Annotated in this window: 17 protein-coding genes and 1 pseudogene; 3 read left to right on the plus strand and 15 right to left on the minus strand. The window is 67.6% G+C overall.

Annotation, left to right across the window (positions count from 1 at the left end):
• The 15 genes and pseudogenes from lpxB to rpsB all read right to left on the minus strand — a co-directional run.
• Positions 1-1,173, minus strand: a pseudogene (lpxB, locus tag ACTJI2_RS03470) (lipid-A-disaccharide synthase); the annotation flags it as partial.
• Between the two features lie 8 nt (positions 1,174-1,181).
• Positions 1,182-1,964 carry an acyl-ACP--UDP-N-acetylglucosamine O-acyltransferase gene (gene lpxA, locus ACTJI2_RS03475; RefSeq protein ID WP_192197533.1) on the minus strand — a complete coding sequence of 261 codons (783 nt, stop codon included), beginning with the start codon at positions 1,962-1,964 and terminating at the stop codon, positions 1,182-1,184.
• Complete coding sequence (fabZ, locus tag ACTJI2_RS03480) at positions 1,961-2,419, minus strand: 3-hydroxyacyl-ACP dehydratase FabZ (RefSeq protein ID WP_183643174.1); 459 nt, start codon at positions 2,417-2,419, stop codon at positions 1,961-1,963. Before fabZ ends, lpxA begins: the two co-directional genes overlap by 4 nt.
• 2 nt (positions 2,420-2,421) lie before the next feature.
• Positions 2,422-3,438 (minus strand): UDP-3-O-(3-hydroxymyristoyl)glucosamine N-acyltransferase, encoded by a 1,017-nt coding sequence (gene lpxD, locus ACTJI2_RS03485; RefSeq protein WP_183643171.1) that lies wholly within the window; start codon positions 3,436-3,438, stop codon positions 2,422-2,424.
• A gap of 113 nt (positions 3,439-3,551) precedes the next feature.
• Positions 3,552-6,029, minus strand: coding sequence for an outer membrane protein assembly factor BamA (gene bamA / locus ACTJI2_RS03490; protein ID WP_440841133.1), 2,478 nt, complete (start codon positions 6,027-6,029; stop codon positions 3,552-3,554).
• Between the two features lie 107 nt (positions 6,030-6,136).
• Positions 6,137-7,498, minus strand: a complete 1,362-nt coding sequence (gene rseP / locus ACTJI2_RS03495) for an RIP metalloprotease RseP (RefSeq protein ID WP_203321582.1) — start codon at positions 7,496-7,498, stop codon at positions 6,137-6,139.
• A 30-nt stretch (positions 7,499-7,528) separates the two neighbouring features.
• Positions 7,529-8,722 carry a 1-deoxy-D-xylulose-5-phosphate reductoisomerase gene (locus ACTJI2_RS03500; RefSeq protein WP_440841136.1) on the minus strand — a complete coding sequence of 398 codons (1,194 nt, stop codon included), beginning with the start codon at positions 8,720-8,722 and terminating at the stop codon, positions 7,529-7,531.
• Position 8,723: 1 nt separating this feature from the next.
• Positions 8,724-9,581: a phosphatidate cytidylyltransferase gene (locus ACTJI2_RS03505; protein ID WP_183643159.1), complete on the minus strand. Its 858-nt coding sequence runs from the start codon at positions 9,579-9,581 to the stop codon at positions 8,724-8,726.
• Entirely contained in the window at positions 9,578-10,333 is a 756-nt protein-coding gene (gene uppS / locus ACTJI2_RS03510; protein WP_183643156.1) for a polyprenyl diphosphate synthase, read from the minus strand. Before uppS ends, ACTJI2_RS03505 begins: the two co-directional genes overlap by 4 nt.
• Positions 10,334-10,341: 8 nt before the next feature.
• Complete coding sequence (frr, locus tag ACTJI2_RS03515) at positions 10,342-10,899, minus strand: ribosome recycling factor (RefSeq protein ID WP_183643153.1); 558 nt, start codon at positions 10,897-10,899, stop codon at positions 10,342-10,344.
• Between the two features lie 87 nt (positions 10,900-10,986).
• Positions 10,987-11,904: a cation diffusion facilitator family transporter gene (locus ACTJI2_RS03520; RefSeq protein WP_183643150.1), complete on the minus strand. Its 918-nt coding sequence runs from the start codon at positions 11,902-11,904 to the stop codon at positions 10,987-10,989.
• 77 nt (positions 11,905-11,981) lie between these two features.
• On the minus strand, positions 11,982-12,707 hold the full coding sequence (gene pyrH / locus ACTJI2_RS03525) for a UMP kinase (RefSeq protein WP_183643147.1): 726 nt from the start codon (positions 12,705-12,707) through the stop codon (positions 11,982-11,984).
• A 110-nt stretch (positions 12,708-12,817) separates the two neighbouring features.
• Positions 12,818-14,308: a sensor domain-containing diguanylate cyclase gene (locus ACTJI2_RS03530; protein WP_440841221.1), complete on the minus strand. Its 1,491-nt coding sequence runs from the start codon at positions 14,306-14,308 to the stop codon at positions 12,818-12,820.
• Between the two features lie 206 nt (positions 14,309-14,514).
• Positions 14,515-15,393, minus strand: a complete 879-nt coding sequence (gene tsf / locus ACTJI2_RS03535; RefSeq protein WP_440841138.1) for a translation elongation factor Ts — start codon at positions 15,391-15,393, stop codon at positions 14,515-14,517.
• Between the two features lie 132 nt (positions 15,394-15,525).
• A complete protein-coding gene (gene rpsB / locus ACTJI2_RS03540; protein WP_183643140.1) occupies positions 15,526-16,329 on the minus strand; it encodes a 30S ribosomal protein S2 in 804 nt (267 codons plus the stop codon).
• A 318-nt stretch (positions 16,330-16,647) separates the two neighbouring features.
• Here rpsB and map point away from each other — a divergent pair, with 318 nt between their 5' ends.
• Genes map through dapD form a run of 3 tightly spaced genes read left to right on the plus strand, consistent with a single transcriptional unit; the run spans position 16,648 to position 20,958 of the window.
• Positions 16,648-17,442, plus strand: a complete 795-nt coding sequence (gene map / locus ACTJI2_RS03545) for a type I methionyl aminopeptidase (RefSeq protein WP_141453551.1) — start codon at positions 16,648-16,650, stop codon at positions 17,440-17,442.
• Positions 17,364-20,075, plus strand: coding sequence for a [protein-PII] uridylyltransferase (gene glnD, locus ACTJI2_RS03550; protein ID WP_440841139.1), 2,712 nt, complete (start codon positions 17,364-17,366; stop codon positions 20,073-20,075). The genes map and glnD overlap by 79 nt, the downstream gene beginning before the upstream one ends.
• A gap of 28 nt (positions 20,076-20,103) precedes the next feature.
• A complete protein-coding gene (dapD, locus tag ACTJI2_RS03555) occupies positions 20,104-20,958 on the plus strand; it encodes a 2,3,4,5-tetrahydropyridine-2,6-dicarboxylate N-succinyltransferase (protein WP_141453549.1) in 855 nt (284 codons plus the stop codon).
• The last annotated feature ends 34 nt before the right edge of the window (positions 20,959-20,992 follow it).

Raw genomic sequence — 20,992 nt, forward strand, 5'->3', positions numbered from 1 at the left:
CTAGCGGATGCCCACGGGCGCGGCGGGTTCCAGCAGCTCGGACACCGCGTCGGCGGCGCGCGCGGAAGCATCCTGGCGCAATTGCTCGTGCAGGTGCAGGTACTTCGGCTGCAGGGCGGCGGCTTCCTGCGGCGCGCGGAACCAGTGCAGCACGGCATCGGCCAGTTTGTCGGGCGTGCAGTCGTCCTGCATCAGTTCCGGCGCCAGGTCTTCGCCTGCCAGTACATTGGGCAGGGCGTAGCGCTCCACCTTCAGCAGGCCCAGCGCCTTGACGATGCGATAGGTCATCGGCGCGACCTTGTAGCCCACCACCATCGGGCGCTTGGCGAGCATGGTTTCCAGGGTCGCCGTGCCGGAAGCCAGCAGGACCACATCGGCCGCGTACAGCGCGGTGCGGGCATGGCCGTCGAGCAGATGCAGGTTCGTCACGGCCAGTTGCGGATCGGCGAGCAGGGTTTCGAGTTGTTCGCGGCAGGCGGCGTTGGCGGCCGGAACGCACACGCGCAGTGCCGGTATCTCGCGGGCGACGCGCTGTGCCGCTTCCAGGAAGGGTGGCGCGAGCCGCTGGATTTCACCCAGCCGACTACCGGGCAGCAGGGCCAGCACCGGCGCGTCGGCCGGCAGGTCCAGCGCCCGCCGGGCGGCGGCGCGGTCCGGTTGCAGCGGCATGTCGTCCGCCATGGGGTGGCCGACGAAGCGCGCATCGACGCCATGGCGGGCGTAGATGGGCGGTTCCATCGGGAACAGGCACAGCACACGGTCGGCGCTGGCGCCGATCTTCTGCGCGCGCTTCTCGCGCCAGGCCCAGACGGAGGGGCTGACGTAGTGCACGGTGCGGATCCCGCGCTGCTTGAGCCAGCGCTCCACGCCCAGGTTGAAGTCGGGGGCATCGATGCCGATGAACACATCCGGCCGCCAGGCCAGCACGCGTTCGCGGAACGCACGCCGCAGCTTCAGCAGGCGGGGCAGGTGGCGCAGTACCTCGGACAGGCCCATCACCGCCAGTTCGCCCGCGTCGAACCAGGTCTGGCAGCCTTCGCGGCGCATGCCATCGCCGCCGATGCCGGCGAATTCGGCGTCGGGCCAGCGTTCGCGCAATGCGGCGATGAGGCCGGCCCCCAGCCCGTCGCCGGAAGCCTCGCCGGCCACCAGCGCGATGCGCGGGCGGCGCGCGGGGGAATTCATCTCAGCAGCGGCCTCTCGCCGCGTTCGATGAAATCGAGCAGGGCACGAACGTCTTCGCTGGACTGGGCCTGTTCCGCCAGTTGCTGCTTGGCCTCGGCCAGCGGCAGGCCGGCGACGTACAACGTACGGTAGGCACGCTTGATCGCGGAGATGCGTTCGCTGTCGAAGCCGCGCCGCTTCAGTCCCTCGCTGTTGATGCCACGCGGCCGGCCCAGCGAATCGCTGCCGACCATCGTGTACGGCGGGACGTCGCCATTGACCAGCGCGCCCATGCCGATGAAGGCGTGTGCGCCGATGCGGCAGAACTGGTGGGCGCCGGAGAAGCCGCTCATGATCACCCAGTCCTCGACGGTGACGTGCCCGGCCAGGGTCGAGTTGTTGGAGAACACGCAGTGGTTGCCGATCACGCAGTCGTGCGCGACGTGCGTATAGGCCAGCAGCAGGTTGTCGTCGCCGATGCGTGTGATGCCGCCGCCGCTGCCGGTGCCGCGGTTGAGGGTGACGAACTCGCGGATGATGTTGCGGTCGCCGATGACCAGTTCGGTGCGTTCGCCGGCGAACTTCTTGTCCTGCGGATCCCCGCCCGCGGCGACATGGCCGACCAGGTGGTTGTCGCGGCCGATCCGGGTGGGACCGGTCACGCTGCAATGCGGGCCGATGACGGTGCCGTCGCCGATTTCAACGCCGTCGCCGATCAGGCTGAACGGACCGACGCGCACGTTCGCGCCCAGGCGCGCGCCCGGATCGATGACCGCGCTCGGATGGATATCGGTACTCATGCCGGGGTCTCGGCGCACAGCACCTCGGCGCTGGCGACCTCGTTGCCGGCGACCTTGGCCACGCAGGTATACAGGGTCATGTTGCGGATGACCCGCTTGATTTCCACGTGCAGTTCCAGCACGTCGCCGGGCACCACCATGCGCGAGAAGCGGACGTTGTCGACCTTGACCAGGTAGAACAGCCGGTCGCCACCGCACAGCCCGCGCGAAATCTGGGTCAGCACGCCACCGGCCTGGGCCAGGGCCTCAATTACCAGCACACCGGGCATCACGGGATGGCCGGGGAAGTGGCCCTGGAAGAACGGTTCGTTGATGGTCACGTTCTTGATGCCGACGATGCGCTTGTGCGCTTCGAACTCCACCACCTTGTCCACCAGCAGGAACGGATAGCGGTGCGGCAGCAGTTTCTGGATGGTGACGACGTCGATGGGGAGCTTCACTTCGGGTTCGGTCATGTTCATTCCTTGTCCGCGGCCAGCACGCGGCGTGCCAGTGCGTCGAGTTGCTTGAACCGGGCGGCGTTCTTGCGCCAGGTCCGGTTGTCGGTAAGCGGGGTGCCGGACGAGTATTCGCCCGGCTCATGGATGGAACTGGTCACCAGCGACATCGCGGTGATGACCACGCGATCGCAGATTTCCAGATGGCCGAGGACGCCGGCGGCGCCACCAATGAGGCAGTAGCGGCCGATCTTCGCGCTGCCGGCAGCGGCGCTGCAGCCGGCCATCGCGGTATGCGCGCCGATGCGCACGTTGTGGCCGATCTGGATCTGGTTGTCCAGGCGAACGTCCTCTTCCAGCACGGTATCGTCGAGTGCGCCGCGATCGATGGTGGTGTTGGCGCCAATCTCGCAGTCGTCGCCGACCACCACGCCACCCTGCTGCGGTACCTTGATCCAGTGGCCGGCATCCATCGCCAGCCCGAAACCGTCGGCGCCCAGCACAGCGCCCGGGTGGATCAGCACGCGTTGGCCCAGGCGCACGCGGACGACCAGGGTGACCCGCGCGATCAGCTCGCTGCCGGCCCCGACGACGCAATCGTCGCCGATGACGCAGTGCGGGCCGATGATGCAACCCTCGCCGATTTCGGCACGGGCGCCGATGCTGACGAAGGGACCGACATGCGCGCCGGGCGATACCCGGGCCGAGGGATCGATCACCGCGCTGGGATGGATGCCCGCTGGGCGGGCGGGGCGTTGTTCGAACAGCGCCGCGATCTTGGCGAAGGCCGTGTATGGGTCCTTGGCGATGAGTGCCGTGCCCGGCGCCGCCTCCGCGTCATCGGCACGCAGCACGACAATGCCCGCGGCCGATTCGGCCAGCTGCGAGCGGTAGCGGGAATTGGCAAGGAAGGCGAGCTGGTGGCGGCCGGCGCGGGCGAGGGTCGCCACGCCGTCGACGGCCACGGTGCCGTCGCCATGCAGGCCCAGCGAGAAGCGCTCGGCGAGCGCGGCGGCGGAAAGGGGGGAAACGGTCATGGGGCGCAATTGTAGCGCCTCGCCCAGTTTCGTCGCCGTACCCCCGGACACGCCGGAAATACGGGCTACACCATACGGGGGGCGATGGAGCCCCCCGCACGCGGCGCCTTCGATCAGAAGCCGCCGCCGAAGGTGAACTGCAGGCGCTCGATTTCGTCGCCGTCCTTCTTCTTCAGCGGGAACGCATAGCTGATCGAGATCGGACCGACCGGCGCGCGCCACAGCAGCGCCACGCCCGCGGAAGCACGCAGTTCACCGGCGTCGAAGTTGTCGTATCCGTCGAACACGTTGCCGAAGTCGAAGAACGCAGAAATGCGCGCGGCGTTGGAATCGAACAGGCGCGGGAAATACATTTCCAGCGAACCGACCGTCTTCAGCGACCCGCCGAGCGGTTGGCCGCGCCAGTAGTAGCCGTTGGCTTCCGAACGTGGACCCAGCGTGTTGTCGCTGAAGCCACGCACCGAACGCACGCCGCCGGCATAGAAGTTCTCGAAGAACGGCAGGCCGGTGGCGGTCAGCGTTTGATGAAGTACCGAACCTGGCGCACACGGACCGGTACTGTCGGTGGTTGCCGCCGCATTGGCTTCGCCCGGAATGGCCGGATCAGTAGGCAGCATGCGGCAGAGATTCCGCGTCGTGTCCTTGCCCCAGCTGTCGCCGTAGCCGAAGTCGAAGCGGGTATTCAGGACCAGCGACGGGGTGAGCGGCCAGTACTTGGAGAATTCGTAATTGAGCTTGTAGTACTCGACGGTCGAGCCGGGCAGGGTGATTTCAGCCGACACGCGCTGATAGGTACCGGCGGTGGGCATGAAGTAGTCGTTGCGGGTATCGCGCGCCCAGCCGATTTCCGAGCGCCAGGCGTGGAACGTGCGCTGGCCGATCGCGTTGATGTAATCCACGATCGAACTCGGAGTCGCACTGTTGTAGTTGATCTGGTTGCGATCGATGCCGAACAGCAGCGACACGCTGTCGGTTTCGGTCAACGGCAGGCCCAGGACGGCCTGCGCCGCGGCACTCGTGCTGGAGTACTGTGCGGTGTTGAAGTCGGAATAGTCATACTCGCGCCACCACAGGTTGTAGCCGAGCGACATGCCCTCGTCGGTGAAGAACGGATTCAGGAACGAGAACGAGTAGCGCTGCAGGTAGTCGCTGCGCTGCGCCTCGACCGATACGCGGTTGCCGCTGCCGAGGAAGTTGTTCTGCGACAGCTGGATCGAAGTGGTCATGCCGGACAGCTGCGAGTAGCCCAGGCCGAACACGAAGCTGCCCGAGGTGGTTTCCTTGACCGTATAGACGACGTCGACCTGGTCGTTGGTGCCGGGAACCGCGGGCGTCTCTACGTCGACGGTCTCGAAGTAGCCCAGGCGCTGCAGGCGGATCTTCGAACGGTCGATCGCCGCCTGCGAGTACCAGGAGCCTTCGAACTGGCGCATCTCGCGACGCATCACTTCGTCGGAGGTACGCGCGTTGCCCTTGAAGACGATGCGGCGGACGTTGACGCGTGGGCCGGGCACGACCTGGAAGTTCAGGGCGACGGTGCGCTTCTCGCGGTCCACCGACGGAATCGGGTTGACCTGGGCAAATGCGTAGCCGATGTTGCTGAGGGTGGCGGTGATGCCGTCGGAAGTGATTTCCAGCAGCCGGCGCGAGAAAATCTGGCCCGGCTTGACGATCACCATGCGCTCGACGTTCTCCTGCGGCAGCACGGTATCGCCGGTGACCTTGACCTCGGAGACCTTGTACTGCTCGCCCTCGGTGATGCCCGCGGTGAGGAACATGTCGCGCTTGTCGGGGCTGATCGACACCTGGGTGGAATCGATGCTGAAGTCGACATAGCCACGATCCAGGTACCAGGAATTCAGCTTCTCCATGTCGCCGGAGAGCTTTTCCTTGGAGTACTGATCGTCGCGGCGGTACCAGGACAGCCAGTTGTGTTCCTTGGATTCCCAGGTCTTGAGGATGTCCTCGTTCTGGAACTTCTCGGTGCCGACCAGGTTGACGTGGCGGATCTTGGCGGCCTTGCCTTCCTTGATGGCGATGGTGATGTCGACGCGGTTGCGGTCCAGCGGGCTGACCGTCGGGGTGATTTCGACGTTGTACTTGCCGCGATTGTTGTACTGCTTGATCAGCTCCTGGGTGACGCGGTCCAGGCTCAGGCGATCGAAGGTGTCGCCCTCGGACAGGCCGATGTCCTTCAGGCCGGTCATCAGCTGTTCGGTCTTGATGTCCTTGTTGCCGGTCACGGTCAGCTTGTTGATGGCGGGCCGTTCGACCACGGTGACCACCAGGATGTTGTCCTGGCGGTCCAGGCGCACATCCTGGAAGAAGCCGGTCTTGTACAGCGCACGGATGGCGTCGCCCACGCGCGAGGAGGTGACGGTATCGCCACGTTCGATCGGCAGGTAGGTCAGCACGGTACCGGCGGAGATGCGCTGCAGGCCATCGATGCGGATGTCGCTGGCGGTGAAGCTGCCGGCCTCCGCTTCGGCGGGGGCGACGATGGGGGGCAGGGCCGTCTGCGCCCAGGCGGGGGCGGTAAGGGCCGAGGCCAGGGCCAGGGCGAGCAGGCGGCGGGTGGGCTGTCGCGTCATCATCACATCCGGTAGGTGGCGGGCCTGCAGGGCAGGCGTTTGCCGGGAAAAGTCATGCTGGGGGCTGGCGGGCTTTGAGCAGACCGGCACAAAAAAGTTCAAAAGCATCAAGTCACCAGACGGAGGATGTCGTTGTAGAACGCCAGACCCATCAGGCCCGCCAGCAGGGCCAGGCCGATGTACTGCCCGGTCACCATGCTGCGTTCGCTCAACGGACTGCCCTTGACCAACTCAATAAGGTAATACAGCAGGTGTCCGCCGTCCAAGACGGGGATGGGCAGCAGGTTAAGGATGGCCAGGCTCAGCGACACCAGCGCCAGGAAATAGAGAAACCAGGCCACGCCCCGCTTGGCGGTGTTGTTGGCGACCCGGGCGATGGTGATGGGGCCGGACACGTTCTTGACCGAGGCGTGCCCGGTCAGCATGCGCCGGATCATCCCCAGCGAATCGGCGGTCATCTTGCCGGTCTCGCGCAGGGCCGCCGGGACGGCGGCGAGGGGGCCGAACTGCTGGAGGGCGTCGTACTCGGCCGGTGGCAGCGACTTGGGGGGCTCCAGGCCCAGCGCCCAGGTCACCTTGCCGGTTTCCGGATCCCGGATTTGCCGGGGTTGCAGTTCGAAGGCATGCCGCGCACCCTCGCGGTCGACCTCGATCATGGCCGCGCCGCCGCGCTGGCCCAACTGGTCGACCAGCGGATAAAGGTCGCCAAACTGGTGCACGGGTTGACCATCCACCGCGGTGATGGTGTCGCCAGGCTTGAGCACGCCGTCCGCGGCGCTGCCGGGCTTGATCGCGGTGACGGTCGCCGGCAGCAGCAGGTGGCGCCAGGAGAGTCCGGCGGCGCCTCCCACGTTTTCCTGATTGAAGCCGACCGGCAGTCTGGACAGGGCCAGGGTCCGGTCCTGCTCGTTGCCATCGGCGTCGATGACCCGCAACCGCGCATCGCGGCCGTCCATCGCCGCCATGGTCAGGGTCTGCAGCGCTTCCATCCACGTGTTGATGGTCCGGTCGTCGACCGCCTCGATCCGGTCGCCGCCGTGCAGGCCGGCTTCGGCGGCAATACCGGTGGTCGGTCCCAGGGTGGCGGAATAGTCCGGACGGCCGATGACGAACATCGCCCAGAGCAGGGCCACGCACAGCACCAGGTTGGCGATCGGACCGGCCGCGACGATGGCGATCCGTTGCAGGACCGGCTTGCGGTTGAAGGCCTGGGGCTGTTCGGCGATGGAGACGTCGCCTTCAGCCTCGTCCAGCATCTTCACGTAACCGCCCAGCGGGATGGCGGCGATCGCGAACTCGGTGCCGTGGCGGTTCCGGCGCGACCATAGCGGGCGGCCGAAACCGACCGAAAAGCGCAGTACCTTGACCCCACAACGACGGGCCACCCAGTAGTGGCCGAACTCATGGAACGTGACCAGCACGCCGATGGCGACGATCATCCACAGCAGGGAACCCAGCACCTCGCTCATCGGAACCGCTCACGGGTTGTGAAAGGGCACTCAAGCACGGGCGGCACGACCTGCGATGGTGGTTTCGGTGATGCGTCGGGCCCGTGCATCGGCTTCCAGCAGCGCCTCCAGTGAATCCGCGGGCGCGGCAGGCAGCGCGGCGAGGGCTTCCTCGACCAGCGCGGGAATGGATAGGAAACGGATTTTGCCCTGAAGAAAGGCTGAAACGGCCACTTCGTTGGCCGCGTTCAGGACCGCGGGTGCGGTGCCGCCGGCATCCAGCGCTTCGCAGGCCAGCCGCAGGCAAGGGAAGGCGTCGGTATCCGGGGCCTCGAAGTCCAGCCGTCCGTGGGCCAGCAAATCCAGGCCGGCGACGCCCGAGTCGATCCGATCCGGCCAGCCCAGGCCCACCGCCAGCGCGGTCCGCATGTCCGGCAGGCCCAGTTGCGCGAGGGTGGAACCGTCCACGAATTCCACCAGCGAGTGCACCAGGCTCTGCGGATGGACCAGCACGCCCAGCCGGTCCCCGGACAGGCCGAACAGGTGATGCGCCTCGATCAGTTCCAGGCCCTTGTTCATCAGGGTCGCCGAGTCGACCGAGATTTTCGGTCCCATCGACCACTTCGGGTGCGCGACCGCCTGCGCCGGCGTGACCCCGGCCAGCTCGGCACGGCCACGGCCGCGGAACGGCCCGCCGGAAGCGGTCAGTACGATGCGGCGAACGTCGTCCTTAGCCTGGCGTGAACGCAGGCACTGGAAGATGGCGTTGTGCTCGCTGTCGATGGGAATGATTTCGGCGCCGGCGGCGTCGCAGGCGCGGGTCATCAGTTCGCCGGCCAGGACCAGCGACTCCTTGTTCGCCAGCAGCAGGCGCTTGCCCGCGCGCGCGGCGGCCAGGGTCGAGGAAAGGCCGGCCGCGCCGACGATGGCGGCCACCACGGTGTCGCATTCCCCGTCGGCAGCCAGGCGATCCAGCGCCACCATGCCGGCGTGGGCCTCGGTGGCCAGCCCGCGTTCGCGCAGGCCGTCGCGCAGGGCGGGATATAGATCATCGCGGGCGATGACCGCATGGCGCGGCTGGTGGCGCTGGCACAGTTCGAGCAGCGCTTCCACCTGGCTGCCGGCGGCCAGCACCGTCGCCTGCAGGCGCTGAGGGTGGCGCGCGATCACGTCCAGCGCCGAGGCGCCGATGGAACCGGTGGCGCCCAACACCGCCACCCGCTGGAGCGTGCTGCCGGTTGCCATGTCAGAACCCGAACAGTTCCTTGCCCAGCGCGAAAATCGGCAGCGCGGCCAGCACGCCGTCGACACGGTCGAGCACGCCGCCATGGCCCGGGATGACGTCGCCGGAGTCCTTGGCGCCGACGTGGCGCTTGAGCAGGCTTTCGAACAGGTCGCCCACCACCGAGAACAGCACGGTCGCCACCGAGACGATCAGCACGTAGGGCAGCTCGACCAGGCCGGCACCGGCAAAGAACGTGCCGGCCGCGGCGACCAGCAGGCCGGCCACGATGCCGCCGAACACGCCCTCGATGGTCTTGTTGGGACTGATGCGGGGCGCCAGCTTGCGGCTGAACAGGCGGCCGCCGAAATGGCGGCCGGCGAAGTAGGCGCCGCTGTCGGCGGCCCAGACGATCGCCAGGGCCACGAACAGCCAGCGATGGCCGTAGGGCTGGCCGGCATGGATCAGGCAGAGCGCGCACCAGGCCGGCACGATCGCCAGGGTTCCGGCGGCCAGCTTGAAACCGCGGGCCCAGGTCTCGTGATCCGAGGCGAAATCGAAGAAGCGCAACCACAGCAGCGCCAGCACCCACCAGAACACGCCCAGCAGGGAGACCAGCCGCAACGGGACCAGGTCCGGCGAGCCGGCCGAAGCCCAGACCAGCAGCACCATCAGCAGCAGGTTGGCGAGCAGCAGCAGCGTGCGCGGCAGGGTGTCGTCGATTTCCGCCAGCTTGAACCATTCCCACAGGCCGACCAGGAACACCAGCGCGGCCAGCGCCGACAGCCAGGGCGTGGACAGCAGTAGGATCGCCGCGATGGCGATCGGCGCCATCGTCAATGCCGCGATCACGCGGACCTTGGTGCCGCCGGGATTGCTCATGCGGAAGTGTTCTCCGTCGCGCTCTGCGCGATCTGGGCGCTGGTCAGGCCGAAGCGGCGCTCGCGGCCGGCATAGTCGTCCAGCGCGCGTTGCAGGGTCGCCGCGTCCATGTCCGGCCACAGCTGTTCGGTGAACCAGAGTTCGGTATAGGCCAGTTGCCACAGCAGGAAGTTGCTGACCCGATGGTCGCCGCCGGTGCGGATGAACAGATCCGGCGGCGGCAGATCGGCCAGCGCGACGCAGCGGCCCATCGCCGCCTCGTCGATATCCTCGGGCCGCAGCCGGCCGGCCGCAACCTCGGTGGCCAGCGCGCGTGCGGCCTGGGCGATGTCCTGGCGGCCGCCGTAGCTGGCGGCGATGACCAGGGTCAGCCGGGCATTGGCGCCAGTTTGCGCCTCGGCGGCTTCCATGCGTTGCCGGATCGCCGGCGGGAAGCGTCCGCGCTCGCCGATGAAACGCACCCGCACGCCGCGCCGGTCGAGTTCGTCGACTTCGCGGTCCAGCGCGTTGAGGAACAGCTTCATCAGCGCGCCGACCTCTTCCTCCGGCCGGCCCCAGTTCTCGCTGGAGAAGGCGAACAGGGTCAGCGCCTCGATCCCGCGCTCCAGGCAGAAGTCGATGCACACGTTCACCGCGCGGGCGCCGGCGCGATGGCCGATCACGCGCGGACGCCGGCGGCGTTCCGCCCAGCGTCCGTTGCCGTCCATGATGACGGCCAGATGACGTGGAATACCGGGTCTGGCGGTGGACATGGCAGTCCTCAGACCGCCATCAATTCCTGTTCCTTGGCCTTGACCACGTCGTCCACGTCCTTGATCGACTTGTCGGTCAGCTTCTGGATCTCTTCTTCCGCGCGACGCTCCTCGTCCTCGGTGATCTGCTTGTCCTTCAGCAAATCCTTGACCTGCTGGTTGGCGTCACGGCGGATGTTGCGGATCGCGACCTTGGTGTCCTCGCCTTCGCCATGCACGACCTTGGACAGTTCGCGGCGGCGCTCCTCGGTGAGCGCGGGCAGGTTGAGGCGGATGGTGGTGCCGGCGGTGTTCGGGGTCAGGCCCAGGTCGGAGGCCAGGATGGCCTTCTCGACCGCGCCGACGATCTGCTTTTCCCACGGGGTGATGGTCAGCGAGCGCGCGTCGGAGACGGCGACGGTGGCGACCTGGCTCAGCGGCACATCGGAACCGTAGTAGTTGACCTTCAGGTGTTCGACCAGGGCGGTGGAGGCGCGGCCGGTACGCACCTTGACCAGGGTGTGACGCAAGGCGTCGATGCTCTTGGTCATGCGCGCCTGCGCGTCTTTCTTGATGTCGTTGAGCATCAGCGGTTCCGTGGCAATTCTTAAACGCCCGATTATAGGCGTTCCTGGCACCTTTGCGGACGTTCCGGCCCCGGGGCCGGGCTGGGCTCAATGCGAATGGTGCGGCGCGGCATCGTGCAGGTCGTGCCCGCACTGGCTGCCGCGCTCGATCTGCAGGGTCGCGTGGTTGATGCCGAACCGGTGGTCCAGCGCGTGCAGGGTGGCATCGATGAAGGCGTCGTGATCCTCGCCCTCCGGCCGCACCAGGTGCGCGGTGAGGGCGATTTCGCCGGCACCCAGCGGCCAGATGTGCAGGTGATGGACCGCCTGCACGCCGGGCTGGCCGGCCAGGAAGGCCTGGACCTGGGCCTGGTCGATGCTGGGCGGGACCGCGTCCATGGCCGCATTGAAGCTGTCGCGCAGCAGGCCGAAGGTGCCGATTGCGATGACCACGCCGATCAGCAGGGCGGTCAGCGGGTCGAGCCAGGCCCAGCCGAACGCCAGCATGCCCAGGCCGGCGACCACCGCCGCGAGCGAGACCGCCGCGTCCGCCATCAGGTGCAGGAAGGCGCCACGCTTGTTCAGGTCATGCGCGTGGCCATCCCGGACCAGCCAGGCGGCGCCCAAATTGATGGCGATGCCGATGGCGGCGACCACGATCACCGGGGTGGCGGGAATCGCCGGAGGCGCGCTGAAGCGGCGGATCGCCTCCCAGCCCAGCGCGCCGGAGAACACCATCAGCAGGACCGAGTTGGCGAGCGGGGAAAGCAGGGTGGCGCGGCGCCATCCGTAGGTGTGGCTGCTGGTCGGGGGACGGCGCGCCAGCGCCGCCGCCGCCCAGGCCAGGCCGAGTCCGAGGACATCGCCCAGGTTGTGCAGGGCGTCGGACAGGAGCGCCAGCGAATTGGTGTAGAAGCCGTAGCCCGCCTCCAAGGCGGTGTAGGCCAGGTTGATCAGGGTGACCAGCGCGAAGGTGCGGGTGGCCGAACCGTGCGAGTGGCCGTGCGAGCCGTGTGAATGTCCCATGCCGCACAGGGTGCCGCGTGGATGCCGCGGACACTATTACAGCAAGGGGATTCGGGATTCGGGATGGGACGGGCAGCTCAGCCCCGGCCCTTCACCAGGGTGCCGATGTTTTCGCCGCGCAGGATGCGCATCAGGTTGCCGGGGACCGACAGGTCGTAGATGCGCAGCGGCACATCGCTGTCGCGGCAGAGCGCGAACGCGGCGGTATCCATCACCTGCAGATCGCGGGCGATGACCTCGTCGTAGGTCAGCTGTTCGTAGCGCTGGGCGTCGGCGTGCTTGCTCGGATCCTTGTCGTAGACGCCATCGACCTTGGTGGCCTTCAGCAGCAGATCCGCGCCGATCTCGATCGCGCGCAGCGCGGCGCCGGAATCGGTGGTGAAGAACGGATTGCCGGTGCCGGCGGCGAAGATCGCGATGCGGCCCTTTTCCAGGTGGCGGACGGCGCGGCGGCGGATGTAGTCCTCGCACACGTCGTTGATCTTGATCGCGCTCATCACCCGGACCTTGGCGCCCAGTTTTTCCAGGGCGTCCTGCATCGCCAGCGCGTTGATCACGGTGGCCAGCATGCCCATCTGGTCGCCGGTCACCCGATCCATGCCGCCGGCGGCCAGGCCGGCGCCGCGGAAGATGTTGCCGCCGCCGATGACCAGGCCGATTTCGGCGCCCGCGTCGCGGGCCTCGATGATTTCACGTGCGATCCGCCCGATCACGACCGGGTCGATGCCGTAGTCCTCGGACCCCATCAGCGCCTCGCCGGAAAGTTTGAGCAGGATGCGGCGATAGGCGAGGGGTGCGGTCATGGGGGCTCTCGGCGAAGGGGCAAACGCCGCAATTCTAGCCGAGCCGAGCGGGGCCGTCAGGCGCAATCGCGCGATCGCGCGTGCCGGGAGCCGGCACGGTCGCGCGCGGTTCAGTCCTCGACGAGCCCGGCCACGACCCGGTTGCGCCCCTCGCGCTTGGCGCCATACAGGGCCTCGTCGGCGGCCTGCAGCAGCTGATCGACGTGGGCGAACTGTTCCAGCGCGCCATGCGTGGCCAGTCCGGCGGAGAAGGTCACGTGCAGGGGACGTCCATCCACCCGGGTCATCGGCGCCTGCCCGACCTCGGCCAGGATCCGGCGCATCACGCCCAGCGCCGCGCGCTCGTCGGTGCCGGGCAGGACAATCAGGAATTCCTCGCCGCCATAGCGGGCGACGATGTCGCTGCCGCGCAGATGCTGCTGCAGGGTGGAGGCGAAGCTGCGCAGCACCTGGTCGCCGACCAGGTGGCCCCAGCCGTCGTTGATCTTCTTGAAATCGTCCAGGTCGACGAAGGCGATGGACAGGGGCCAGCCGTGCCGCGAGGAGGTTTCGAATTCCTTCTCCAGCACGCTTTCCAACTGGGCGCGGTTGTAGACGCCGGTAAGCGGATCCCGCCGCGCCTCCTCGGCCAGGCGCCGGGCACGATGTTCGAATTCGTCCGCGTCCTTGCGCGCGCGCGCGGCGTCCTGGATCTCGCGCAGGTTCCGCAGCACCAGCAGTTCGCGCGCCTCCTGCAGGAGCGCGGCGATGCGGCGTGGCTGGGTGATGCGCACTTCGAACAGGGTGGCGATTTCGGGCAGCATCTTGCCAATCTGCTCGATGACGCCATCCACGGCGACCACGTCCAGCGACAGGTGGCTGTGCGCGGCATCGATGGCGCGCAGGCGAGCGGCGTCGGCGTCCTCCTCGATCCACAGATCCGCGAGGAAGCCTGAAACGGCCACGCAGGCGTCGAAAGGCGAGGGGACGTGTTTCGACTCGCTGGATCCGATGGCGTCCTGCAGCAGCGGGGGCAGGTTCCAGTGGCGCGCCATCCAGTGCCCGACTTCGGCGTGATCGCAGCCGAACTGTTCGCGCTCGCGTTCCAGCAGGCTGGCGTTGTCCGGGCTGGCCGCCAGCAGCGGCGCATAGGTTTTGCGATCCAGTTGCAGCAGGCCGAGGATGCCGATGTCTTGCAGCAACCCCGCGAGCATCAGCTCTTCGAGCCGGCGCTGGCCGGTCCGTTCGCCCAGCAGGCGGCTGGCGAGCGCGGCGATCACGCTGCGCCGCCAGACCTTCTCTTCGCATTGCGCGTCGGCATGGTGGCGCGAGCGCATTCCCGAAGCGAGCGAGAAACCGAGCGCGAGGGTCAGGGTGGCATTGAGGCCCAGCAGGGTGAGTGCCTGGCTCAGGTTCTCCACCCGCCGGCGGCTGGCGTAGAGCGGCGAGTTGGCGATGCGCAGCATGCGGGCGGTCAGCGCCGCGTCCAGGCCGATGGTGTCGGCCGCGGTGGCCATCACGACGTCGGGATCCCGCGCAAGCGCGAGGATCCGCAGTGCCACCCCCGGCGGAGAGGGCAGATCGCGGCAGCAAGATAGCTTGGCTTCGAATTCGGCTCGCATCGCGCGCGGCTGGACCTTGTCGTATGGCGGTGGCGTTCCTGCCACCCTCGCCTCGCTATCGGCCGGTGCGCGCGGAAGTTTAGTGGTCCGCGGAATCCCGCCGACGAACGGCGAGAACGTGGCTGGAAGCGGTCTCGACCGTAATCCGGAAAAACGAAAAAAGCCGCGGTTTCCCGCGGCTTTTCCGATTCCTTCCGAGAAGGAAATCAGGCCAGGCCGGCCTGCTTCATCACTTCGGCGGCGTAGTCTTCGACCACCTTCTCGATGCCTTCGCCCACGGCCAGGCGCTGGCTGCTGACGACTTCGGCGCCGGCGGCCTTCAGCACCGCCTCGACGGTCTGGTTGGTGTCCAGCACGTACGGCTGGCCGTACAGGGTGACCTCGTTGACGATCTTGGCGATCTTGCCGCTGATGATCTTCTCCAGGATCTCGGCCGGCTTGGCCTTGTCCTTGTCGGACATCTTGGCCAGCTCGATTTCCTTTTCCTTGGCGACGAAGTCGGCCGGCACGTCGGACGCCTTGATGTACGGCGGGTTCATCGCCGCCACGTGCATCGCCAGGCCGCGGGCCAGTTCGGCGTCGCCGCCCTTGACCTCGATCAGCACGCCGATGCGGCCGCCGTGCACGTAGGCCGCGACGTTGTTGCTGCTGTCGGCGCGGACCAGGCGACGGACCTGCACGTTCTCGCCGACCTTGGAGATGACGGCGGCGCGGGCTTCCTCGACGGTTTCACCGGACGGGAACTTGGCGGTCTTCAAGGCTTCGACATCGGCGGCGCCGGAGGCCAGGGCGACCTGGGCGACGGTGTCGGTGAAGCCGACGAAGTTACCGTCCTTGGCGACGAAGTCGGTTTCGGAGTTGATTTCCACCAGCACGGCCCTGCCGCCGTCCTGGGCGACCGCGATGCGGCCTTCGGCGGCCACACGGCCGGCCTTCTTGTCGGCCTTGGCCAGGCCGGACTTGCGCAGCCATTCGGCGGCCACGTCGATGTCGCCGTTGTTCTCGGTGAGCGCCTTCTTGCACTCCATCATGCCGGCGCCGGTGCGCTCGCGCAGTTCCTTGACCAGGGAAGCGGTGATTTCCACGGGATTACCTCAGATTTCGGATTTCGTTGGGCGGGCAGGGAGCCCGCCGACGGATTGAACAAGGCGGGCCATGGCCCGCCTGCAGGCATCGGATGCCGCCGCGCACTGTGGCGCGGCGGCATTGCAGCGCGATTACTCGGCAGCGGCGGCTTCGTCGGCCTTCTTGCCAGCCTTCTTGGCCGGGGCGCGGCGGCCCTTGCCTTCCTCGTCCGATTCCACGAACTCTTCCTCGCGGACGGTCGCGGCGTTCGGCGAAGCGGCCTTGCCTTCCAGCACGGCGTCGGCGGCGGCGCGGGCGTACAGCTGCACGGCGCGGATGGCGTCGTCGTTGCCGGGGATGGCGTAGTCGACCAGGGCCGGGTCGTAGTTCGAGTCGACCACCGCGATCACCGGAATGCCGAGCTTCTTGGCTTCCTTGATGGCGATGTCTTCATGGCCGATGTCGATGACGAACAGGGCGTCCGGCAGGCGGTTCATGTCCTTGATGCCGCCCAGCGAGGCTTCCAGCTTGTCGCGCTCGCGGCGCAGGCCCAGCACTTCGTGCTTGACCAGCTTCTCGAAGGTGCCATCGGTTTCGGCGGCTTCCAGTTCCTTCAGGCGGGCGACCGACTTCTTCACGGTGGCGAAGTTGGTCAGGGTGCCGCCCAGCCAGCGCTGGGTCATGTACGGCATGCCGCAACGCTCGGCTTCTTCCTTGATGGCTTCGCGCGCGCTGCGCTTGGTGCCGACGAACAGCACGGTGCCGCGCTTCTGGGCCACGCCCGAGAGGAAGTTCATCGCGTCGTTGAACAGCGGAACGGTCTTCTCGAGGTTGATGATGTGGATCTTGCCGCGGGCACCGAAGATGTACGGCGCCATCTTGGGATTCCAATAGCGGGTCTGGTGGCCGAAATGGACGCCGGCTTCCAGCATCTGGCGCATGGTGACTTGGGGCATTGCTTAAACTCCATGAACGTGGAACCGGCCGCCGGGAATGGGATGGCGGTTGCCCGCGAGGGCAGGGTTCCGGGGTTGGGCCTCCCTGCGGCTTCCGTGTCCGAACCTTCGACCCTAAGGGAATGATCCCAAAGGAGTTTTCAGGCACCCCGGCACGGAGGTTGGCAGCAGGTGTGGATTCGCCGGTGACGCCCGGCGTGGGCAGCCTGGACGGACGGGTCCGGCCAAGCTGCGGAAGTATAGCGGGAACAATGAGTTGCCGGCAACAAACCCCCTGCCGGGCGCTCAAAGGGGGGCGAAATCGGCGATAATCCGGCCATGGCCATCACCCTCAAGACCCCCGAAGAACTCGAGCAGATGCGCGTCGCCGGCCGGCTGGCCGCCGAGGTCCTGCAAATCGTCGCGCCGCATGTGAAGCCGGGCGTGACCACCGCCGAACTGGACCGCATCTGCCACGATCATATCGTCAACGTGCAGAAAGCCATCCCGGCCAACATCGGCTACGGCGGCGGCCACGGGCGGATTCCGTTCCCGTCCACGGTGTGCACCTCGGTCAACAACGTCATCTGCCACGGCATGCCCAGCGAGGGCAAGGTGCTGAAGGACGGCGACATCCTGAACATCGACGTGACCGTCATCAAGGATGGCTGGCATGGCGACACCAGCCGCATGTACTTCGTCGGCACCCCTTCGGTGATGGCGAAGCGGCTGGTGGACACCACCCGCGAGGCGATGTTCCGCGGCATCAGGGCGGTCCGTCCGGGCGCGACCCTGGGCGACATCGGCCACGCCATCCAGCAGTTCGCCGAGGCAGAGCGCTTCAGCGTGGTACGCGAGTACTGCGGCCATGGCATCGGCAAGGTCTACCACGACGAGCCGCAGGTGCTGCATTACGGCCGCCCGGGTGATGGCGTGGTGCTGAAGCCGGGCATGACCTTCACCATCGAGCCGATGATCAACGAGGGCACCCGCTTCTCCAAGGTGCTGCCCGATGGCTGGACCGTGGTCACCAAGGACCGCAAGCTCTCGGCGCAATGGGAGCACACCGTGGCGGTGACCGAGGACGGCGTCGAGATCCTGACCCGCCTGCCGGGCGACGACAACGACCTGTGAGCAGTCCCCAGGCCGCGACTGATTCATTGCCGCGGCTGACCGGGATCGGCCCGGGAATCGCGGATGACGCGGCCTGGTCGGCCGCCGCCCGAGCCGCGCTCGGCCACAACGACGCGCGGCTGGGCAAGCGCTTCGACCACGGCGACGGCATGGACCGGATCCTCGCGCTGCGCGCGCGCGGCGTGGATCACCTGCTGCGGGACGCCTGGCAGCGCTGCGTCCCCGCCGACAGCCTGATGGCGTTGTTCGCGGTAGGCGGCTACGGCCGTGGTGAACTGTTCCCGCAGTCGGACGTGGACCTGCTGGTGCTGGCCGAAGCGCCGGCGCAGGCGCGATACCACGAGGCGCTGGCGCGTTTCTTCGCGCTGCTGTGGGATGCCGGCCTGCCGATCAGCCATGCGGTGCGTTCGGCCGTCGAGTGCACCGAGGCCGCCGCCGACCAGACCGTGCTGACCGCGCTCATCGAGGCGCGGCCGGTGGTGGCCGAACCGGTCGACGAGGCGCGCCTGATCGATGCGGTGTCGGCGGCAAGGGTCTGGCCCGCGCGCGATTTCTTCCTCGCCAAGCGCGAGGAAATGAGTGCCCGCCATGCGCGTTTCGGCGACACCTCCGAAAACCTGGAACCGAACATCAAGGATGGCCCGGGTGGTCTGCGCGATCTGCACACGCTGGGCTGGATGGCGCTGCGTACCTTCGGCGTGCGGGATCTGGAACCGCTGGTCGGCATGGGCCAGTTGGGACCCGACGAGGCGGCCGCGCTGGCACGCGAGCGCCGCGCGCTGGGCCGCCTGCGCTACGGCCTGCACCTGATCGCCGGTCGTCCCGAGGAACGCCTGCGCTTCGATTTCCAGAAAGCGCTTGCGCAGCGCCTGGGCTTCGTCGACGACGCCGAGAACCTGGGCGTCGAGAAGATGATGCAGGGCTTCTACCGCAGCGCCGCGATTGTCCGTCGCATCAGCGATCGGCTGCTGCAGCGGTTCGAGGAACAGTTCGACGGCGAGGCGTTGCCGGAGCCGCTGGACGACGCGTTCGCGCTGCGCCGCGGCTACCTGGCCGCGCGGGATCCGGCCTGGCCACAGGATGACGTGTCGCAGGTATTTGCCCTGTTCGCGATGTGGGCCGCGCAGCCGCAGGTGCGCGGACTGCATTCGCTCACCGCGCGCGCGCTGGCCGAGTCATTGCCGAAATTGACCGCGTATCCGGCTGCGACGGGCACCCAGCGCGCTGCCTTCATGGGCCTGCTGCGCGGGCCGCGCGCAGTGGAAACGTTGACCCGGATGGCGCGGTTGGGCGTGCTGGGCCAGTGGCTGCCCGCGTTCGCCCGGGTGTCCGGGCGCATGCAGTTCGATCTGTTCCATGTCTACACCGTGGACCAGCACACCCTGATGGTGTTGAAGAACCTGGCCACGTTCTCTTCCGGCCGCGCGGACGAACGCTTCTCCATCGCCCATGAGGTCTGGCCGCGCCTGCGCAAGCCGGAACTGCTGCTGCTGGGCGGCCTGTTCCACGACATCGCCAAGGGCCGCGGCGGCGATCATTCCGAACTCGGGGCGGTCGATGCGCGGGAGTTCTGCGCCGCGCATGGCCTGAGCGCCTCCGACACCGATCTGGTGGCCTGGCTGGTGGAACAGCACCTGCGCATGTCGGTGACCGCGCAGAAGCAGGACATTTCCGATCCGGACGTCATCCACGCGTTCGCCCGCCTGATTGGCGATCGCGAGCGGCTCGATTACCTGTACCTGCTGACCTGCGCCGACATCGCCGGCACCAGCCCCAAGCTGTGGAATGCCTGGAAGGATCGGCTGCTGGCGGATCTCTACTTCGCCACCCGCCGGGTGCTGCGCGAGGGTCTGGAACATCCGGTCGACGTCGACGCGCGGCTGGCCGAGGCGCGCGAATCGGTGCGAGTGCTGCTGCGCCTGCACGCCATCGGGGACGTGGACGCCGACGCACTGTTCGCGGCGATGCCGGAGGAGAGCTTCCTGCGCTTCCGCCCGGAGCAACTGGCCTGGCAGGCCGAGGCGTTGCGAGGCGTGGGACCGGGCGAGACGCGCGTGCGTGCGCGGCTGATCGCCGAGGACGCCAACGCGATGGAAGTATTCGTGCATTCGCCCGATCGCGATGGCCTGTTCGCCGCGATCCTGTCCACCCTCGATCGCATGGGCTACGCCATCCACCAGGCGCGGGTGCTGGTGGGGCCGCAGGGCACGGTGTTCGATACCTTCGAGGTGCTGCCCGCCGACAGCTACGCCACCCGCGATCCGGCCGACGTCGAGCATGGCCTGAGCGTCGCCTTGGCCGGCGCGCTGGACAAAGTGCGCACCTCGCGGCGCGCGTTGCCGCGCCAGCTCCGCCATTTCCGCTTCGCGCCGCGCATCGAGTTCGGGCGCACGCCGGATGGCCGACGCACCGTGCTCAGCCTGATCGCGCCGGATCGCCCGGGCCTTCTGTCGGACGTGGCCCAGGTGCTGCGCGCGCAACGCCTGCGGGTGCATGACGCCCGCATCGCGACCTTCGGTGAACGCGCCGAAGACATCTTCCAGATCACCGACGAAGGCGACATGCCGCTGGCGTCGGAAGAACAGCAACAGGCCCTGCGCGACGCATTGCGCGCGGGGCTCGAAACCCATTGACGAACACTCCCCCAAGGAACCCGGATTGATGAGCCCGAAGAAAGCCACCGCCGTTGAAGAACTGAAGTCGACCATCGAGAGCGCGTTCGAACGCCGCGCCGAACTGACCACCGTCGAGATCGAGGGCTCCACCCGCGCCGCGGTCGAGCGCGCCATCGACGGCCTGGAAAGCGGCAAACTGCGCGTGGCCGAACCGGACGGCAAGGGCGGCTGGAAGGTCAACGAGTGGCTGAAGAAAGCGGTGCTGCTGTATTTCCGGGTCAACGAGATGGAACTGGTCGAAGCCTATCCCGCGCCGTTCTGGGACAAGGTGGAAGCGCGCTTCGGCGCGTTCGACGAAGCCGATTTCCGCAAGCTGGGCGTGCGCGTGGTGCCGGGCGCGATCGCCCGCCGCGGCAGCCACTTCGGCAAGGACGTGGTGCTGATGCCGAGCTTCGTCAATATCGGCGCCTATGTGGGCGAGGGCACCATGGTCGATACCTGGGCCACGGTCGGTTCCTGCGCGCAGGTCGGCAAGCATTGCCACCTGTCCGGCGGCGCCGGCATCGGCGGCGTGCTGGAGCCGCTGCAGGCCTCGCCGACGATCATCGAGGACCACTGCTTCATCGGCGCGCGCTCGGAAGTCGTGGAAGGCGTGGTGGTCGGCCATCACAGCGTGATCGGCATGGGCGTGTTCCTGGGCCAGTCGACCCGCATCTACAACCGCATGACCAAGGAAATCACCTACGGCTATGTGCCGCCGGGCAGCGTGGTGGTATCCGGTTCGCTGCCGGCCGCCGACGGTTCGCACTCGCTGTATTGCGCGGTGATCGTCAAGCAGGTCGACGAGAAGACCCGCAGCAAGACCAGCGTCAACGAACTGCTGCGCGGGCTGGCCGACTGATTTTTCCCGAGCCGGTGGACGCGAAGGCGCCCAT

Source organism: Pseudoxanthomonas sp. 22568 (assembly GCF_052044485.1).
GTDB lineage: Bacteria > Pseudomonadota > Gammaproteobacteria > Xanthomonadales > Xanthomonadaceae > Pseudoxanthomonas_A > Pseudoxanthomonas_A beigongshangi.

Excerpts from the sequence above, each read along its gene's own strand:
- lpxA (WP_192197533.1), bottom strand. The coding sequence starts at position 1,964 with ATGAGTACCGATATCCATCCGAGCGCGGTCATCGATCCGGGCGCGCGC.
- fabZ (WP_183643174.1), bottom strand. The coding sequence starts at position 2,419 with ATGACCGAACCCGAAGTGAAGCTCCCCATCGACGTCGTCACCATCCAG.
- lpxD (WP_183643171.1), bottom strand. The coding sequence starts at position 3,438 with ATGACCGTTTCCCCCCTTTCCGCCGCCGCGCTCGCCGAGCGCTTCTCG.
- bamA (WP_440841133.1), bottom strand. The coding sequence starts at position 6,029 with ATGACGCGACAGCCCACCCGCCGCCTGCTCGCCCTGGCCCTGGCCTCG.
- rseP (WP_203321582.1), bottom strand. The coding sequence starts at position 7,498 with ATGAGCGAGGTGCTGGGTTCCCTGCTGTGGATGATCGTCGCCATCGGC.
- ACTJI2_RS03500 (WP_440841136.1), bottom strand. The coding sequence starts at position 8,722 with ATGGCAACCGGCAGCACGCTCCAGCGGGTGGCGGTGTTGGGCGCCACC.
- ACTJI2_RS03505 (WP_183643159.1), bottom strand. The coding sequence starts at position 9,581 with ATGAGCAATCCCGGCGGCACCAAGGTCCGCGTGATCGCGGCATTGACG.
- uppS (WP_183643156.1), bottom strand. The coding sequence starts at position 10,333 with ATGTCCACCGCCAGACCCGGTATTCCACGTCATCTGGCCGTCATCATG.
- frr (WP_183643153.1), bottom strand. The coding sequence starts at position 10,899 with ATGCTCAACGACATCAAGAAAGACGCGCAGGCGCGCATGACCAAGAGC.
- ACTJI2_RS03520 (WP_183643150.1), bottom strand. The coding sequence starts at position 11,904 with ATGGGACATTCACACGGCTCGCACGGCCACTCGCACGGTTCGGCCACC.
- pyrH (WP_183643147.1), bottom strand. The coding sequence starts at position 12,707 with ATGACCGCACCCCTCGCCTATCGCCGCATCCTGCTCAAACTTTCCGGC.
- ACTJI2_RS03530 (WP_440841221.1), bottom strand. The coding sequence starts at position 14,308 with ATGCGAGCCGAATTCGAAGCCAAGCTATCTTGCTGCCGCGATCTGCCC.
- rpsB (WP_183643140.1), bottom strand. The coding sequence starts at position 16,329 with ATGCCCCAAGTCACCATGCGCCAGATGCTGGAAGCCGGCGTCCATTTC.
- map (WP_141453551.1), top strand. The coding sequence starts at position 16,648 with ATGGCCATCACCCTCAAGACCCCCGAAGAACTCGAGCAGATGCGCGTC.
- glnD (WP_440841139.1), top strand. The coding sequence starts at position 17,364 with ATGGGAGCACACCGTGGCGGTGACCGAGGACGGCGTCGAGATCCTGAC.
- dapD (WP_141453549.1), top strand. The coding sequence starts at position 20,104 with ATGAGCCCGAAGAAAGCCACCGCCGTTGAAGAACTGAAGTCGACCATC.